This is a genomic window from Nonomuraea sp. NPDC050783, from assembly GCF_040802095.1.
Lineage (GTDB): Bacteria > Actinomycetota > Actinomycetes > Streptosporangiales > Streptosporangiaceae > Nonomuraea.
Window position 1 is genome coordinate 148725 of sequence record NZ_JBFAHK010000001.1, and the last position, 16148, is coordinate 164872.

Sequence of the window (16148 nt, forward strand, 5' to 3'; positions counted from 1 at the left end):
CGGGCTCCGCTCCCGCCGGGGGCGGAGGCCGATCCCGTGCCCCGGCCGCGTGCGCGCCGGCTCCGCGCCTTCGCCGGAGCGGCCCGCGATCTCGTCGTCGCGGCTCACGGAACGTCTTTCCCGGCGCGTCAACCAAGCGTTGGTCGGGAAAGATTGAGAAAATCGCCTACTGTGACGGCGATTCTCGACCAGTTGCGGACTGCCCCCCGCTCGATGCTCGGCAAACTGCCCGGCGTCCCGGGCGACGACGACGAGACCAGGCGCCCGCTGCCGGTGTCGGGAATGCTGGCCGCGGCCTGCACCTTGGGGGTCGGCCTGGCCGCCCTCACCACGCTCACCCTGCTCGGCTGGATCGCCGCGCCGCGCGGCACCCTCGGCGCGGGCCTGCCCGGGGTCTTCCGCACCGCCGCGCAGCTCTGGCTGGCCGCGCACCACGCCGGGTTCGCCATTCCCGGCGGCCGGGTCGGGCTGCTGCCGCTCGGCCTGACGATCCTGCCCGCGGTGCTGCTGTACCGGGCCGGGCGGTGGATGGCCCGCGACGCCGACCTGCGGCTGCGCCTGCCCGCGCGGCTGCCCAAGAACAGCCCGCGCGAGCTGTCCAGGGCCCGCCGCCGGGCGCAGCTCGTGCTGGTGGCCCAGGCGGGGGTGTCGCTCGCGGCTCCGTACGCGCTGCTGGCCGGGCTCATCGCGCTCGTGGCGAGCAACGAGATCACCCAGCCGTTCATCGGCGAGGCGCTGCTCAGCCACTTCGTGCTGGCGTTCCTGGCGGGCGCGCTGGCCACCGCGCGGATGATCGGGCCGTGGCGGATCATGCTGCGGCTGCTGCCCGAGCGGGTGCGCGCGCTCACCGTCGGCACCGCCGTGGCCACCGCGCTGCTGCTGGTGGCCGGGCTGGTGCTGGTGCTGGTCGCCGTCGTGCTCAACTTCGGGCAGGTCAAGGAGCTGTCCGACGTCCTGTCGCCGGGGTTCGTGGGCGGCGTGCTGCTGGCGCTGCTCCAGCTCCTCTACCTGCTCAACGCGGTGATCTGGGCCTCGTCCTACATCTCAGGCCCGGGGTTCGCGATCGGCGCCGACACGCTGGTCGCGCCGACCGGGGTGCAGCTCGGCACGGTGCCGAGCCTGCCGCTGCTGGGCGCGCTGCCGGAGAGCGGGCCGGTGCCGGTGTGGATGATGGCGGTGATCGCGCTGCCGTTCGCGGCGGGGGCGGTGGCCGGGGTGTTCGTGGCCCGCATCTCGCCGTCTCCGTCGTACGAGGCCGCGCCGCTGTGGGGCTTCCTCACCGGCGTGTCCTCCGGGGCCGTGGCCGGGGTGCTGGCGGCGCTGTCGGGCGGCCCGATCGGCGGCGGCCGGCTCGCCACGGTGGGCCCCTCGCCCTGGGAGGTGGCGCTGTCGGTGGCGCTGGAGGTGGGCGTCGCGGCGGGCATCTCGGCGGGCGTGGCCAACTTGCTGCTGCTCAACAAGCGGGCCCGCACGCCGCTGGACAAGGCGGCCGTGCCCGTACGCAAGGCCGGCGCCGCGCTCGCCAAGGCGGCCAGCAAGGTCGGCCTGGCCGAGTCGGACCTGCGCCCGCTGCCCGGCCACTGGCTGGACGCCACCGAGGCCGACACCCAGGAGATCCCGGTCATCAGGGACGACTGGCAGGACGAGCACGCCTCGGCCGAGGCCGAGACCCTGGCCCAGGCCCGCCCGCGCCCGCCGGCGCCGCGCGCGGACCCGGCCCGCCCGCCCCGCAAGGACATCGTGGACGAGTCCGACGACCGCGGCGGCCACGTCATCTACCTGGACCCGTACGCCTGGGACCGCGACTGACGGCCGTCTCCTACGGCTGCATCGCGCCCAGGAGCTCCAGCACGTCGGGCGGCAGCTTGCGCTGGGCCGCGTCCCTGAACTGGGCGAAGCACTCGCCCTGCGCCGAGACCGTGCCGGCGCCCTTCATGCACTCCTGATAGGCGGAGTATTCGTCCATCAGGTAGAGCTGCATGCCCGTGGCCGCCGCCGACAGCGCCAGCGCGACGGAGGAGACGGTGATGCCGCCCACGGCCATCCCCGTGGGTCTGCCCGCCCCCTTGAGCAGCGGTAGCGCGCGGATCCCCGCCACGAGCGCGAACAGCGCCATGACCAGGCCGGCGAGCGGCAACATGAACGTCATCGCCAGCGCCGCGATCGACAACCAGATCGCGCGGCGTCCCGCCGACTCGGCGGACTGCTGGCCTGCCGGTGCCTGCACCGGTGTCGACACCTGACCTCCTCTGCGTAGCCGGACCAGGAACAGATACCCTGGCAGCCCCACCCTGTTTCCTCACTTGGAGTGTGCGTGTCTAAGGCTGGGCGGCTCGTCGTCCTCGTCTCCGGCTCTGGAACCAACCTACAGGCCCTTCTGGACGCTTCCGCCGACCCGGCGTACGGTGCTCGCGTGGTAGCGGTCGGCGCCGACAGGGTGGGGATCGAAGGGCTGGCGCGAGCTACCAGGGCACAGGTCCCGACTTTTGTCGAAAAAGTGGGCGACTATCCGTCGAGGGCGGACTGGGACGCGGCGATCGCGGCCAGGATCGCCTCGTACGAGCCCGACCTGGTGGTGTCGGCGGGCTTCATGAAGATCCTCGGCAAGCCGACGCTCGACGCCTTCCCCGTGCTCAACACGCATCCGGCGCTGCTGCCGTCGTTCCCCGGGGCCCACGGCGTGCGCGACGCGCTGGCCCACGGGGTCAAGGTCACCGGCTGCACGGTCATGCTGGCCGACGAGGGGGTCGACACCGGCCCCATCGTCGCCCAGGAGGCGGTGCCCGTGCTCCAGGACGACGACGAGGCCGTGCTGCACGAGCGCATCAAGACCGTCGAGCGGCGCCTGCTCGTCGAGATCGTCGGCCGCATGGCCCGCGAGGGCTGGACGGTCAGCGGACGCGTCGTCCGCATCGGCAACCAATCAGGAGGGGAAACCACGTGACTCGCATCGCCATCCGGCGCGCGCTGATCGCCGTCTACGACAAGTCCGGCCTGGAGGAGCTGGCCAGGGCTCTCGACGGCGCCGGGGTGGAGATCGTCTCGACGGGCGGCACGGCCGCCGCGATCTCGTCCTATGGGATCCCGGTGACCAAGGTCGAGCAGCTGACCGGGTTCCCCGAGTGCCTGGACGGGCGGGTCAAGACGCTGCACCCGCGCGTGCACGCCGGGCTGCTGGCCGACCTGACCAAGCCCCACCACGTCGCCCAGCTCGACGAGCTGGAGATCGACCCGTTCCAGCTCGTCGTGGTCAACCTCTACCCGTTCCGGCAGACGGTGGCCTCCGGCGCCTCCGACGAGGAGTGCGTCGAGCAGATCGACATCGGCGGGCCCGCCATGATCCGCGGCGCCGCCAAGAACCACAGCACCTGCGCCGTCGTGGTCGATCCCGCCTCCTACGGCGAGATCACCAAAGCGCTGGACGAGGGCGGCTTCACGCTGACCGAGCGGCGGCGGCTGGCCGGCGTCGCCTACGCGCACACGGCCTCGTACGACGTGGCGGTGGCCGAATGGTTCGCGCGCACGTACGGCGGGGAGGAGTTCCCGGCGTTCACCGGCGCGGCCTACGACCGCAAGGCCACCCTCCGCTACGGCGAGAACCCGCACCAGCGCGCCGCCCTCTACACCGGCGGCACCGGCGGGCTCGCGGGCGCCGAGCAGCTCCACGGCAAGGAGATGTCCTACAACAACTACCTCGACTCCGACGCCGCCTGGCGGGCCGCCTGGGACTTCTCCGACCCGTGCGTGGCCATCATCAAGCACCAGAACCCGTGCGGCATCGCGGTCGGCGCCGACGTGGCCGAGGCGCACCGCAAGGCGCACGCCTGCGACCCGGTGTCGGCGTACGGCGGCGTGATCGCCGTCAACCGGCCGGTCACCGCGGAGCTGGCCCGCCAGATCGCCGACGTCTTCACCGAGGTGGTCATCGCGCCCGGCTACGACGCCGAGGCCCTCGACGTGCTGCGCGAGAAGAAGAACCTGCGCCTGCTGGCCTGCCCGCAGGGCCCGTCGGCGCCGACGGAGTTCCGCCGCATCGACGGCGGCCTGCTGGTGCAGACGGTCGACCGCGTGGACGCGCCCGGCGACGCGGCGTCGCGGTGGGAGCTCAAGACCGGCGAGCCCGTCGCGCCCGAGGTGCTGGCCGACCTGGAGTTCGCCTGGCGGGCCTGCCGCTCGGTGAAGTCCAACGCGATCCTGCTGGCTTCCGACGGGGCCACGGTGGGCGTGGGCATGGGCCAGGTCAACCGGGTCGACTCCTGCCGCCTGGCCGTCACCCGCGCCGGGGAGCGGGCGGCCGGGTCGGTGGCCGCCTCCGACGCCTTCTTCCCGTTCCCCGACGGGCTGGAGGTGCTGGTGGAGGCCGGGGTGAAGGCGATCGTCGAGCCCGGCGGCTCCATCCGGGACGACCTGGTCATCGAGGCGGCGCAGAAGGCCGGCATTTCGCTCTACTTCACCGGAACCCGTCACTTCTTCCACTGATCATCCCTAGTGGGATGACTAGTGCTCTAAAGGGCGACATGGGCAATCATGTCGCCCTTTGGCAATTCCGGGGGCAAGCATCAGCCATGAGCGGTTAATCTGAACCCATCCTCCTTCCCCCTGAGTCTCGGGAGTAACCCTTGCTCGACATGATGCTGCAGGCCTTCGTCACCATGAACGGCATGGCCACCAGCCCCTTCGTCCTGCTGGTGCTCGCCTTCGCCGGCGCCTACCTCGGCATGCGCGTCGTGGAGGTCGTCCCGTTCACCCGCCGCATCATCGAGCGCCGCGAGGCCCAGTTCGCCGAGCGCGACTGACTCCTTCCCTCCCGCGGGTCCCGGCCGGGCTCACGAGGCCGCCCGCCAGGCCAGGTTGGCCGCGCCGGCCAGTGAGGCGCGCACGCCCAGCGTGCTCTGCCGCACCCGCACCGCCCGGACGAAGGCGAGCCCCGCCACGTCGTCCAGGGCGCGTTCCAGCGGCTCGAACAACACCTTGCCCGCCGCCGACACGCCGCCCCCCACCACCACGGTCGTGACCTCGGCCGCGGCCGCCGTGGAGGCGATCATGCCCGCCAGCGCCCTTGCGCCGCGCTCGAACGCCGCCACCGCCACCGGATCCCCGGCGACCGCCGCCCGGGCCAGCAGCCGCGCGTCCGCCTGGCCCGCGCCGGCCTCGGGGGCCCAGCCGTTCTCCAGCGCCCAGCGGGCCAGGTTGGGGCCGCTGGCGTAGCGCTCGACGCAGCCCCGGCCGCCGCAGGTGCAGCGTTCGCCGTACGGGTCGATGCTCATGTGACCGACATGTCCGGCGTTTCCGGTGGGGCCCAGGAGCGGGACGCCATCGATCACCAGGCCGCCGCCGATCCCCGTGGACACGACGATCCCGAGCAACGACGTGCTGCCGCGCCCGGCGCCCAGCCAGTGCTCGCCGAGCGCGAAGCACTGCGCGTCGCCCGCCAGCACCGTGGGCAGGCCGGTCAGCTCCCGTACCTCGTCGCGGAGCGGGAAGCCGCGCCAGCTCGGCATGTTGACCGGGCTCACGGTGCCGGTGGCGAGGTCCAGCGGGCCGGCGCAGCCGATCCCGGCCGCCAGCGCCGGCGGGCCGCCGTCGGTCACCTCCGCGATCAGGGCCGCCAGGGCGGCCATGACGTCCGTACGCGGCGTGGGCCGGGTGCCGGAACGCGACACGGACCCGTCCTCGTCCACCAGCGCGGCGGCGAGCTTGGTCCCTCCGATGTCGATGGCGAGTACGTGAGCCATCAGTGCTTGTGGTGGTTGTCGGGCTGGCGGGGGTCGCCAGGGTGTTCGAGCCCGGGCACGAGGACGATCCTCTCGGCGCGCGCCTCGTCGAGCCATCGGGCGAAGGCTCTCCGCCGGGCGGCCTGGCGGTGTTGCTGGAGCGATGGGGTCGGCACTGGCGGGGTGGTTCCTTCCGGTGAGGAGTGCGGGAGGGGCGCGGGGGTGGCGAGGGCGACGTGCCAGCCCAGGGGGTCGGGGACCGGGCCGACGAGGGCGCCAGGGGGATGGCGGGAGAGCGCGTCGGCGAGGGCGGCCGGCAGCGAGGCGAGGTCCACGGGGCCGAGGGGGTCGAGGTCGTCGGGGGTGGCCCGCTCCGCGGCCGGCCGATCGGGGAACAACCGGTGGCGGACGTGATGGGCGCGGCCGGCCTCCGGGCGGGACGGCCGGGCGCGCCACTCGGGCGGGATCGGGGTGCCCGCGGTGACCTGCTCGAACACCGCCCGGACCCACGGGCTGCCCTGGTAGGCGGCGGCGTTGATCGAGCCCAGCTCGACGGCGGCCAGGCGGTCCAGCGGCGGGCCCTCGGCGGGGGCCAGCCTCGAGGCCCTGGCGCTCGTCTCGCAGAGGACCTCGGTGAGGATGACCTGGGTCAGCCACCGGGACAGCTGCCGGGCCTCGGCCGTGCCCGGCAGGGGGAGGGCCGCGCCGAACGGGCCGCCGCGCAGGCCGGCGACGCGCTGGTCGAGAACGGCACGGGGAACGGGACGGCCGTCCACCCAGCCGATCACCGCCGCCTCGGGCGGGCGGGAGGTCATCCGGCCACCTCCAGGCGGATCGCCGGGGTGTACTGGCAGCGGCCGAACCACATGACCTTGGCCAGGGCCCAGGCGTGGCAGGGGAGCGCGTCCTTGGGGGCCAGGACCGGGAACGACACCTCGGTCGTCGCGCCGGCCGCGAGCGTGAAGCCCTGAATGACCTCCGGGAGGAGCGCCCAGGTGCCCCACGGGGAGGCGAGCTGGGCCTCGCCGCGGATCTCGTCGGCCGTGGTGTTGTGGAGCCGGAGGGCGAGGGCGGCGCGGTCGCCGGGCCGGAGGCGCAGGGAATCGGTGACCGGGGTGACGGACAGGCCGGTGGGGCGGCCCTCGGCGGCGGTGGTGCCCCGGACGGCGGCGCCCGGGGCCGGGGGCGGGCCCGGGAGGGGCAGCTCGGGAAGGGCGTCGCCGACGGCGACGGTGGTGACGTCCTCGGCCGACTGGCCGCCGGCGGTGACGCGGGCGGCGACGAAGTGCAGGCCCGTCGCGGCGGACGGGGGCGGGGTGACGGTCACCGGGAAGCGGACGTGGCCGCCGGGGGAGAGGCGGAAGGGGCGCCTGGCCGGGGTGGCGGCCCACCCGTCCGGGACCCGCAGGCTCACCAGGCCCTCGTGGGCGTCGGCGGTCAGGTGGGAGGAGACCACCACCTCCACCTCGAACGGCGCCGCCGCGGCGGTGACCAGCCCGGGGGTGAGGGCGACGGAGATCGGCAGGTAGCCGAGAGGGGCCGGGCCCTTGTTGTGGAGCCAGTAGCGGCTGTGGACGGGCTGGACCGGCTCGGCGGTGGCGCCCAGCTCGGGCGCCGCGGGCGGCGGCGCGGGAAGGGCGGCGGTGAGGTAGGTGGCGATCCCGAAGCCGGTCAGGGTGAGGTCGCGGGCGGCGGCTCCCGGACGTTCGAGCAGGTCGGCGTGGGTGAGATCGGCGAGCGGGAGGACCGGGGAACGCAGCTCGGCCCGGGCCCCGAGGCCGGTCGACTCGACCAGGCGCAGGGTCAGCCCGCCCTCGGCGGCGGGGTCGGGGACGCGGCCGTGGGCATGGGGGTTGCCGGTGGCCTTGAGGGTGCTCAGCAGGACGTCGCGGGGCGGGGTGACCGTCAGGAGGGAGTGGGTCTCGGGGAGCGGGCCCTCCTGCGGGGACAGCACGCGGGGCAGCAGCGGGGTGACGTGCTCCTGCCCCTGGGACGGCAGCCGCAGGTCCCGCCAGTCGCCCTCCCCGGCCACCAGCGCGTACGCGAACTCGTGCGTCCACCGCTGGAGCTGGAACCCGGAGCCGTCCGGCGTCGTACGGCGCGGCGGGTCGAGCCAGACGCCCGACGGCCACCCGGTGCACGACCGCATGAGGGACAGGTGCAACGCCCCCGAAGGATCGACGGCGAAGCCGGGCAGGCCGTAGGTGAGCAGGGCCACCGTACGCGCGTCGAGGTGCTCGGAGCCCAGCGGGCAGACCGCCTCGACGGTGGTGTCGGCGAGGTCGGCCACCAGGTCCTCGACCGGCCCGGCGACGATCAGGGCGGGCAGGGCGCGCAGGCCGCGCAGGTCGGCGCTGGGCCGCCACACCTCGGCGAGCGGCCGCTCGGCCGGGACCCACACCCGGGGCGCGCCGGACTTGAGCGCGTCGAGGTAGGCCGGGTCGGCCTGGGCGAGCAGCTCGGCGGCCAGCGGGTTGGTGTCGGGGCCGCCCAGGACGACGCGTACGTCGGGGAGGTTGGAGTCGACGTCCAGCCAGCCGTAGCGGGTGCCGGAGGCGGTGGACGTGGTGGCCGTCACGCCCGCGCGGGCCAGCGCCACCACCAGGTCGCGGGCCGACGGGGCGTCGGCGGGCGCGGGCACCACGACCTCGGCCACGCCCAGCGCCCGCGCGCCCGCCGCGCCGAGATCGACCTTGGCGGTGGCGGACAGGCCGAACCAGGTGTTGGCCGGGTTGTCGAGCGTCCAGGGGTGCTCGGCGGCGTCCACGTCGGGGAGCGCGAAGCCGCGCCCGACCACCGCGCCCGACACGTCGGACACCGGCAGCGCGCCCTCCACCCGGGCCGGGAAGCGGACGCGGAGCAGGCGGTCGGCGCCGGTGTGGTCGAGGACGCGGGTGGTGAAGTCGATGCGGCCGGAGCCGTCGAGCAGGGTGACGACCTGCTCGTAGGCGATCTCGCCCACCCGGCCGGTGACGGCCAGGCGGCTGCCGAGCGGGCTCCGCTCGGCGCGCACGCCCGACGCGGCGGCCTCGCCCGACCCGGTGACCTCGCCCGTGGGGATGAGGTGCCAGGGGCCCTCGCCCATGTCGGGGTGGGTCGGGTACTCGCGGTAGAGGCGCAGCTCGTTGCCGAGGCCGGTGAGCAGCTCGCGGCCGGTGGACAGGTCGACGATCGAGGTCAGCGCGCCGCCCCTGGCCGGGTCGGCCGTCACCCGCCAGCGGTCGTTCGCGATCGTGCTCCCGTCGAGCGGGCGCCACCCGCCGGGCGAGCCCTCGACCACCTGGTACGTCCGCCAGCCCAGCGACGGCACCTCGCGCGCCAGGAAGGTCAGCGTGCCGTCGCCGGCGACGGCGGGCACCTCGGCCCCCGACGGGTCGGCCACGGTGCGGCCGGGCGGCAGGGACACCCGGACCAGGCCGTCGCGGGCGAACGACAGCGTGTTGGCCACCACGACGCCCGGCTCCCGCAGCCCGATGCGGCCGGTGAGGGCGTCGAGCGCGGCGTCCCTGGCCCCCGCGGCCAGGTCGTACGCCTCCCGCCACCCGGTCAGCAGGTCGATGTAGACCTGGTCGGACTCGGACCCGGTGATCGCGTCGTGGTGCGCCCCGTAGGCGAGCTGCCGCCACGCCTTGTCGAGGGCGGCGTGCGGGTAGTGGCCGAGGCCGAGCGCCGCCGCGAGCGCCGACAGCCGCTCGGCGTCGAGCGCGGCCACCTCGGCGGCGCGCTGGGCCTGCTTGGTGTCGATGTAGGAGACGTCCTTGCCGGTGTAGACGGGGTTCATGTCGCGGGTCTGCGGGCTGGGACGCGGCAGCTCTGCGCGGACGGCGTCGAGGAAGTCGCGGGGGGTGGCGCAGACGAACCTGGGCCACACGTACCGGGCGGCCCAGGCGCGGTGGACGTCGGTCACCCACTTGTTGGGCGGGGTGTAGTCGGTGCCGACCGGCAGCAGGATGTTCTTGGTCGCGGCCACCGGCTTGAGCGCGCGGTAGAGGTCGTGGACGGCCTGGCAGGCGTCCTCCAGGGTGGGGGCGGAGTCCATCCACCAGCCCGCCGAGTAGTGGGCGGGCATGTAGTGGGTGAGCACGCCCCGACCGGACGGCGCGATCCACTCGAACTCGCTGGGGAACTGCATGAGGGCCGCGTCCTGCCTGGCTTCCCGGAAGTTCTTGCTGATCGGGCCCCACTGGTGGAACGGGCCGCGCGCCCACGCGCTGCCGGTCAGCCCGGCCGCCGCGAGCAGGCCGGGGAACTGCGGGTCGTGGCCGAACACGTCGAGCTGCCAGGCGGTGCGCGGGTCGCCGCCCAGGATGTCGCGCTGGTAGCCGATGCCGAGGACGAGGTTGCGGATCGTGGTCTCGACGCCGGTGAGGTTGGTGTTGGGCTCGTTGTAGGTGCCGCCCATCAGCTCGGCCCGGCCCTCGGCCATGAGGGCCCGCAGGTCGGCGCGGCGCTCGGGGTGGGTGTCGAGGAACGGCTTGAGGTAGTCGACCTCGGCCAGCACGAAGCGGTAGTCGGGGTCGCGCAGCGCCAGCTCGATGTGCGCCTCGACCAGCGCGAAGGCGTTGTGCTCCCAGAGCGGCCGGGTGGAGGCGTCGCCGGAGAGCAGCTCCCACGGGCTGGTGTAGGCGGCCTGGGTGTTCCACCAGACGGGGTCGTAGTGGAAGTGGGAGACCAGGTGCATGGTCCAGCCCGGCTCCTCGGCCGTGACCGTGACCTCCAGCGGCTCCTCGCCGCCCAGGGTCAGCACGCAGGGCACGGCGGTGCCGGGCGGGACGGAGACCCGCAGGGGGACCTCCAGGACGCCGGTGGCGGACGCGGGGACGGTGACCGGCCCGCCGGCCAGGGCGACCCCGTCGCCGCGCAGCTCCAGCGGCTCGTCGCGGTCGCCCCCGGCCGCGAGGGTGAGGCGCAGGACCTGGTGCGGCGCCTCCGCGGAGCCGACGAACAGGTCGGTCGACTCGGCGGACAGCAGGCGAGGGGAAGGCAAGGGAGACCTCCTGGTGCAGCGAGGTGCCGGCGCCCGTAACACTAGGCCCTGCGCGGAGGTATGACAACGATGTCATCGCTGGCCTGTGGATAACTTGGGCCCACTGCCTGGGCGCTGTGGATAACCCGCCGCGCGGCGTGCGGCGGGGGAGCGGAGGTCCGGGCGCCGGAGCGGGCGCGGCCGGGAGGCCGGAGCGCCCGGGTGGGCGCGGGCGGAGGCCGCGGCGCGGCACGGCGCGGCGGCATGGAAGGATTGCGGCATGAGCGCAGTGAAACTCGACGGCAAGGCGACCGCCGCCAGGATCAAGGCAGACCTCACGACCCGGGTGGCCGCGCTCAGGGAACGCGGCATCACGCCGGGCCTCGGCACCATCCTCGTCGGCGACGACCCCGGCAGCCAGATCTACGTGGCGGGCAAGCACCGCGACTGCGCCGAGGTGGGCATCGCCTCCCTGCGCGTCGACCTGCCGGCCACCGCCACCCAGGCCGAGGTCGAGTCGGCCATCGACGAGCTCAACGCCTCCCCCGAGTGCACCGGCTACATCGTCCAGCTCCCCCTCCCCAAGCACCTCGACACGATGGCCCTGCTGGAGCGCATGGACCCGGCCAAGGACGCCGACGGCCTCCACCCGGTCAACCTCGGCCGCCTCGTCCACATGGTCGAGGCCCCGCTCCCGTGCACCCCGCACGGCATCGTGCTGCTGCTCCAGGAGTACGGCGTCCCGATCAAGGGCGCGGAGGTCGCCGTGGTGGGCCGTGGCATCACCGTGGGCCGCTCGCTGGGCCTGCTGCTGACCCGCCGCAGCGAGAACGCCACCGTGACCCTCTGCCACACCGGCACCCACGACCTCGCCGCCCACACCCGCCGGGCCGACATCGTGGTGGCCGCGGCCGGGGTGCCCGAGCTGATCAAGGCCGACATGATCAAGCCGGGCGCGGCCGTGCTCGACGTCGGCGTCTCCCGCGTCGAGGGCAAGATCGCCGGTGACGTGGCGCCGGACGTCGAGGAGGTCGCCGGCTTCCTCACACCCAACCCGGGCGGCGTCGGGCCCATGACCCGTGCGCTGCTGCTGTCCAACGTCGTGGAAGCCGCCGAACGCCTGTCCTAGGCAGCCCGGACGTCCGGTCGCCGTGTGACCGGGGATCGGGAAGCGGGAGCGCCCTCACGGCTGGAAGTCCGGATCGACGGCCACGCTCACGTCGAGCAGCAGGGGCTCCTCGCGGGTGGCCAGCGTGGGCACCACCTCGTCCAGCGCGGCCGTCAGCTCCGCGTGCCCGTCCACCTTGCGCGCCGGGCAGCCGAGCGACCTGGCCAGGGCGGCCACGTCCACCTCGGCGAACGGTGGCCACGGGGCCTTGCCGCCGCGCTGGTCGGCCAGCCGGTCCATGACCGCGTAGCGGCCGTTGGCGAGCACCAGGAACAACGCGCCCACCCGGTAGTGCGCGGCGCTCCACAGGGCGTGCACGCCGTACAGGGCCGAGCCGTCGCCGACGACCGCGACCACGGGCCGGTCGCCGAGCGCCATGCGCAGGCCGACCGCCGCGGGCAGGGCGAAGCCGAGCCCGCCCATGGCCGCCGACACGAAGCCGAGGGGGTTGCGGGCGGGCACGAGCCGGTGCAGGTCGGGACGGGAGGACGGGGTCTCCTCGACGAGCACCGTGTCGGCGGGCAGCCGGGCGGCCAGCTCGCGCAACACGTGCGCGGCCCGCAACGGCCGCCCAACGGCGGTCGGGGACGCGGGGGCGGCGGGCCCAGTGGGTGTGGGCGCGGGGGCGGCGGGCCCGGCAGGGGGTGGTGCGGGGGGACGGCGGGTCGGGAGCAGGGTTGACAGGCGGGTGCACACGGCGGACGGCGCCGCCAGGTACGCCAGGTCGGCCGCGCTGCGGTGCGCCTCCGCCGGGTCGTCGGTGATCACCGCGACCGCCGTCCCCGGCTGGACCAGCGGCCCCGGCACGTACGGGTACTGCCGGAACACCGGCGCCCCCACCGCCAGCACCACGTCGTACGCCCCCAGCGCCTCCCGCAGCCGCGCCCGGTCCGCCGGCACCACCCCGGCGTAGAGCGGATGGTCCTGCGGGAACCCGGCCCGCCCGCCGAACGACTCCTGGAACACCGGGCACGCCAGCCGCTCCGCCAGCGCCACCAGCGACGCCCAATCCGCCCCGGCCCCCGCCACGATCGCCGGCGAGCGCGCGCGGGACAACAACGACACCAGCGGCGCCAGGTCGGCGTCGGCCACGCCGGACGGCCGCACCATCCGCGCGGGCGCGGCCACGACGTCCTCGGCCCAGTCCGCCTCCCAGTCGTCCATCGGCACCACGACCAGCGCGGGCCCGCGCCAGGTGACCGCCTCGTGGCAGGCCCGCGCGACGGCGCCGGGCACGTCCTGGGCGCGTACCGGCTGGTCCACCCGTACCGGGTAGTCGCCGGCCAGCCCGCCGAGCCGCCCCGCCAGGAACGGCTCCAGCGCCAGGTGCCGCCGGTCCTGCTGACCGACCAGGACCACCAGTGGCGCCCGGTTGACCCGGGCGGTGGCGAGCGCCCCGACCGCGTTGCCGAGCCCGGCCGTGGTGTGCAGCACGGCCAGCGCGGGCGCGTCGCGGCCGAGCGCCCAGCCGGTCGCCATCCCGGCCACCGACCCCTCGTGCAGGGCCAGCACGAACCGCAGGTCGTCCGGGAGCCCGGTCAGCAGCGGCACCTCGGTGGAGCCGGGGTTGGCGAAGAGCGTGGTCAGGCCGTACCGCCTGAGCACGTCGAACGTGGCCTCCCTGACGGTGGTCACCGCGCCCCCTCGTCCGCTGGATCTGCCGGTAGACGTGCCCGCGCAGCTCGCCGAAGCGGGCCGGCGACCGGGTGGTGAGCTGGTCGCGCCGAGGTCGCGCCACAGCCGCAGGATCAGGTCCTCCAGGTCGGCCCTGGTCCGCGCGTCCACGGCCGCGAACGGCTCGTCCACTGTTGTTCGCTACGCGCACCGGTATTCTCTGACCGAACAATCCCGTATCGCGGAAATTACGCCTCTCCAGGCCGCTGTCAAGCGGATCATCCTGGCCGGCCGCGTGCGGTCGCCGGCCCGCGCCCGAGCCGCGCCGCCTGCCCGCCCGCGCCCGCCTCCGGCTGGGGCGTCGCGCCGCGCTCAGCGGGCCCGGTAGCGGTCCGTGGCGTCGCGGGTGGCGCGGATGGCGGCGTCCGCCCTGTCGTACGTGCGCTGCGCCAGCCCCACGAAGATGCAGTCCACGATGAGCAGCTGGCTGATCCTGCTGGCCAGCGCCCCCGGGCGGAAGGCCGTCTCGCGCCCGGCCGACACCAGCGTGTGATCGGCCAGCCCGGCGAGCGACGAGCGCGGGTTGTTGGTGATCCCGACGACCAGCGCCCCCGCCTCCGCCGCGGTCCCGGCGGGCACCAGCACGTCGGGCGTCTCGCCGCTGCAACTGATCGCCACCACCACGTCCCCTTCCCGCAGCAGGGCGGCGCTGGTCAGCGCCAGGTGGGCGTCGCTGAAGGGGTGGCTGGACAGCCCGATGCGCAGCAGCTTCTGCGACAGGTCGGCGGCCACCAGCCCCGAGGCCGCGACCCCGTACACGTCCACCCGCCGCGCCGCCGCGATCGCCGTCACCACCGCGCCGAGCCGGTCGGGGTCGAGCTGGGCGGCGGTGTCGGACAGCGCCTCCGCCTCGGCCCGCGCGACCTTGGCGATCACGTCGGTCAGCGGGTCGTCGGGCGCGAGGTCCCCGGGCACCAGCCGTTCCGGCTCCTTGGCGACGGCGGCGGCGAGGGCGAAGCGCATCTGGGAGTAGCCGGAGAAGCCGAGCGCCCGCGCCGTACGCACGATCGTGGCCTCGCTGGTGCCCGACACCGCGCTGAACTCGGTGATCGTGCTCCGCACGACCAGCCCGGGATCGTCGAGGATGAGGCGCGCGATGGCCTGCGCGGCCGGGGTGAGCGAGGGCAGCACGGCCCGGACGGTGGCGACGGGGTTGGCCGGCTCGACGGCGCTCACCGGGTCAGCCATTCGGCCGCCGCCTGCGCGGAGACGCGGGAGATGCCGTGGGTGGCGACGTGCGCGGCCCCGGCGGGCGGCCCCGGCACGCCGGTGTCCACGACGATCGTGTCCGGCCGGGCCGCGACCGCCTTGGCCACCGCGTCCCGCACCCAGGCGTGCCGGGCCGCGTCGTGGACGACCAGCACCAGCGGCCGGTCCACGGCGACGGCGGGCGGCTCGCCGTCCGGCTCCATGCGCACCACGGCCGTGTTGGGCAGCCGCGCGGCCAGGGCGGCCGCGACGCCGGTGGGCGTGGCCGGGTCCACCGCCTGGCTGAGGCGGGTGTTGACCTCGACGACCAGCGGTGCCCGGTCGAGCACGGCGGCCCCGGTCGTGGTGAGCGCGGCGCGGGCGGCGGCCAGGCCGACGCCGGGGTCGAGGTCGGCGCGGGCCCGCTCGCGCGGGGCGGCGCGGGCGGCGTACCACTCGGACAGCGCCCGCACCCGCCCGGCGGCCTCGGCCAGCCGCTCCTCGGGCAGGACGCCCTCCCGGACGGCGGCCACGACGGCGTCGCGGAGCTCGCGCAGGCCGTCCTCGGTGACGAGCCCGGCGCAGATCGCGTCGGCGCCGGCGGCGAGCGCCCGCACCGCGATCTCGCCGGGGGAGGCCATCGCGGCCACCGCCCGCATCTCGATGGCGTCGGTGACGATCATGCCGTCGAAGCCGAGCTCGCCCCTGAGCAGCTCGGTCAGCGCGGCACGGCTGAGCGTCGCGGGCGCGTCGGGGTCGAGCGCGGGCACCAGCAGGTGGCCGGTCATGACGGCCCGCACCCCGGCGTCGATCGCGGCCAGGAACGGCGGCAGGTCGCGGGCGCGCAGCTCCGCGAGGGAGGCGTGCACGGTGGGCAGCGCCAGGTGGGAGTCGGTGACGGTGTCGCCGTGGCCGGGGAAGTGCTTGGCGCAGGCGGCGACGCCCACTCCCTGCACACCCCGGACGAACGCGGCCGTGTGGCGGGCCACCAGCTCGGGATCGGGGCCGAAGGAGCGCACGCCGATGACCGGGTTGGCGGGGTTGGCGTTGACGTCGGCGGAGGGCGCGTAGTCGAGGGTGATGTCCAGCTCCGCGAGCATCCTGCCGATCTGCCGGCCCACCCGCTCGGTGAGGCCGTCGTCGTCGATCACGCCGAGCGCCCTGTTGCCGGGGAAGGAGCTGCCGGAGCGGACCTCCAGCCGGGTCACCGTGCCGCCCTCCTCGTCGATCGCGACGACGACGTCCGGGTTCTCGGCACGCAGCTCCCGGACGAGGGGCGCGCCGATGGCGTTGCGGGCGAACAGCACCACCCCGCCGAGACCCTCGCCCAGCGCGCGGCGCAGCCAGTCGGGGGCGGAGGTTCCCTCGAACCCCGGATGCAGCACCGCCATCGCCAGTCTGTACAGGTCACGGCTCATCGGCATTTTCCTTCACAGTT

Annotated in this window: 12 protein-coding genes; 5 read left to right on the top strand and 7 right to left on the bottom strand. The window is 75.1% G+C overall.

Annotated elements, in window-relative coordinates; genetic code table 11:
- The first annotated feature begins 192 nt into the window (after positions 1 to 192).
- The gene (locus AB0H75_RS00755; protein WP_367787879.1) at positions 193 to 1809 is read left to right on the top strand and encodes a DUF6350 family protein; all 1617 of its coding nucleotides are present in this window, start codon (positions 193 to 195) and stop codon (positions 1807 to 1809) included.
- A gap of 10 nt (positions 1810 to 1819) precedes the next feature.
- Here AB0H75_RS00755 and AB0H75_RS00760 read toward each other — a convergent pair whose 3' ends face one another.
- Complete coding sequence (locus tag AB0H75_RS00760; protein ID WP_367787880.1) at positions 1820 to 2239, bottom strand: hypothetical protein; 420 nt, start codon at positions 2237 to 2239, stop codon at positions 1820 to 1822.
- Between the two features lie 75 nt (positions 2240 to 2314).
- Between AB0H75_RS00760 and purN the strand changes: the two genes are divergently transcribed.
- The 3 genes from purN (at position 2315) to AB0H75_RS00775 (ending at position 4796) form a co-directional block, all read left to right on the top strand.
- Positions 2315 to 2944: a phosphoribosylglycinamide formyltransferase gene (gene purN / locus AB0H75_RS00765; RefSeq protein WP_367787882.1), complete on the top strand. Its 630-nt coding sequence runs from the start codon at positions 2315 to 2317 to the stop codon at positions 2942 to 2944.
- Positions 2941 to 4479: a bifunctional phosphoribosylaminoimidazolecarboxamide formyltransferase/IMP cyclohydrolase gene (purH, locus tag AB0H75_RS00770; protein ID WP_367787884.1), complete on the top strand. Its 1539-nt coding sequence runs from the start codon at positions 2941 to 2943 to the stop codon at positions 4477 to 4479. Before purN ends, purH begins: the two co-directional genes overlap by 4 nt.
- A 149-nt stretch (positions 4480 to 4628) precedes the next feature.
- Complete coding sequence (locus AB0H75_RS00775; protein ID WP_367787885.1) at positions 4629 to 4796, top strand: hypothetical protein; 168 nt, start codon at positions 4629 to 4631, stop codon at positions 4794 to 4796.
- A gap of 30 nt (positions 4797 to 4826) precedes the next feature.
- On the opposite strand, the gene AB0H75_RS00780 is transcribed toward AB0H75_RS00775, so the two are convergent.
- Genes AB0H75_RS00780 through AB0H75_RS00790 form a run of 3 tightly spaced genes read right to left on the bottom strand, consistent with a single transcriptional unit; the run spans position 4827 to position 10701 of the window.
- Positions 4827 to 5735, bottom strand: coding sequence for an ROK family protein (locus tag AB0H75_RS00780; RefSeq protein WP_367787887.1), 909 nt, complete (start codon positions 5733 to 5735; stop codon positions 4827 to 4829).
- Complete coding sequence (locus tag AB0H75_RS00785) at positions 5735 to 6529, bottom strand: peptidylprolyl isomerase (protein ID WP_367787889.1); 795 nt, start codon at positions 6527 to 6529, stop codon at positions 5735 to 5737. The genes AB0H75_RS00780 and AB0H75_RS00785 overlap by 1 nt, the downstream gene beginning before the upstream one ends.
- A complete protein-coding gene (locus AB0H75_RS00790) occupies positions 6526 to 10701 on the bottom strand; it encodes an NEW3 domain-containing protein (RefSeq protein ID WP_367787890.1) in 4176 nt (1391 codons plus the stop codon). The genes AB0H75_RS00785 and AB0H75_RS00790 overlap by 4 nt, the downstream gene beginning before the upstream one ends.
- A 259-nt stretch (positions 10702 to 10960) precedes the next feature.
- Here AB0H75_RS00790 and AB0H75_RS00795 point away from each other — a divergent pair, with 259 nt between their 5' ends.
- Positions 10961 to 11809, top strand: a complete 849-nt coding sequence (locus AB0H75_RS00795; protein WP_367787892.1) for a bifunctional methylenetetrahydrofolate dehydrogenase/methenyltetrahydrofolate cyclohydrolase — start codon at positions 10961 to 10963, stop codon at positions 11807 to 11809.
- A gap of 54 nt (positions 11810 to 11863) precedes the next feature.
- Here AB0H75_RS00795 and AB0H75_RS00800 read toward each other — a convergent pair whose 3' ends face one another.
- From AB0H75_RS00800 to AB0H75_RS00810, 3 genes are all read right to left on the bottom strand, one after another.
- Complete coding sequence (locus AB0H75_RS00800) at positions 11864 to 13654, bottom strand: thiamine pyrophosphate-dependent enzyme (RefSeq protein ID WP_367787894.1); 1791 nt, start codon at positions 13652 to 13654, stop codon at positions 11864 to 11866.
- 180 nt (positions 13655 to 13834) lie between these two features.
- Positions 13835 to 14710, bottom strand: a complete 876-nt coding sequence (locus tag AB0H75_RS00805) for a MurR/RpiR family transcriptional regulator (protein WP_367787896.1) — start codon at positions 14708 to 14710, stop codon at positions 13835 to 13837.
- Positions 14695 to 16128, bottom strand: coding sequence for a glycoside hydrolase family 3 protein (locus AB0H75_RS00810; protein ID WP_367787898.1), 1434 nt, complete (start codon positions 16126 to 16128; stop codon positions 14695 to 14697). Before AB0H75_RS00810 ends, AB0H75_RS00805 begins: the two co-directional genes overlap by 16 nt.
- Positions 16129 to 16148: the final 20 nt, after the last annotated feature.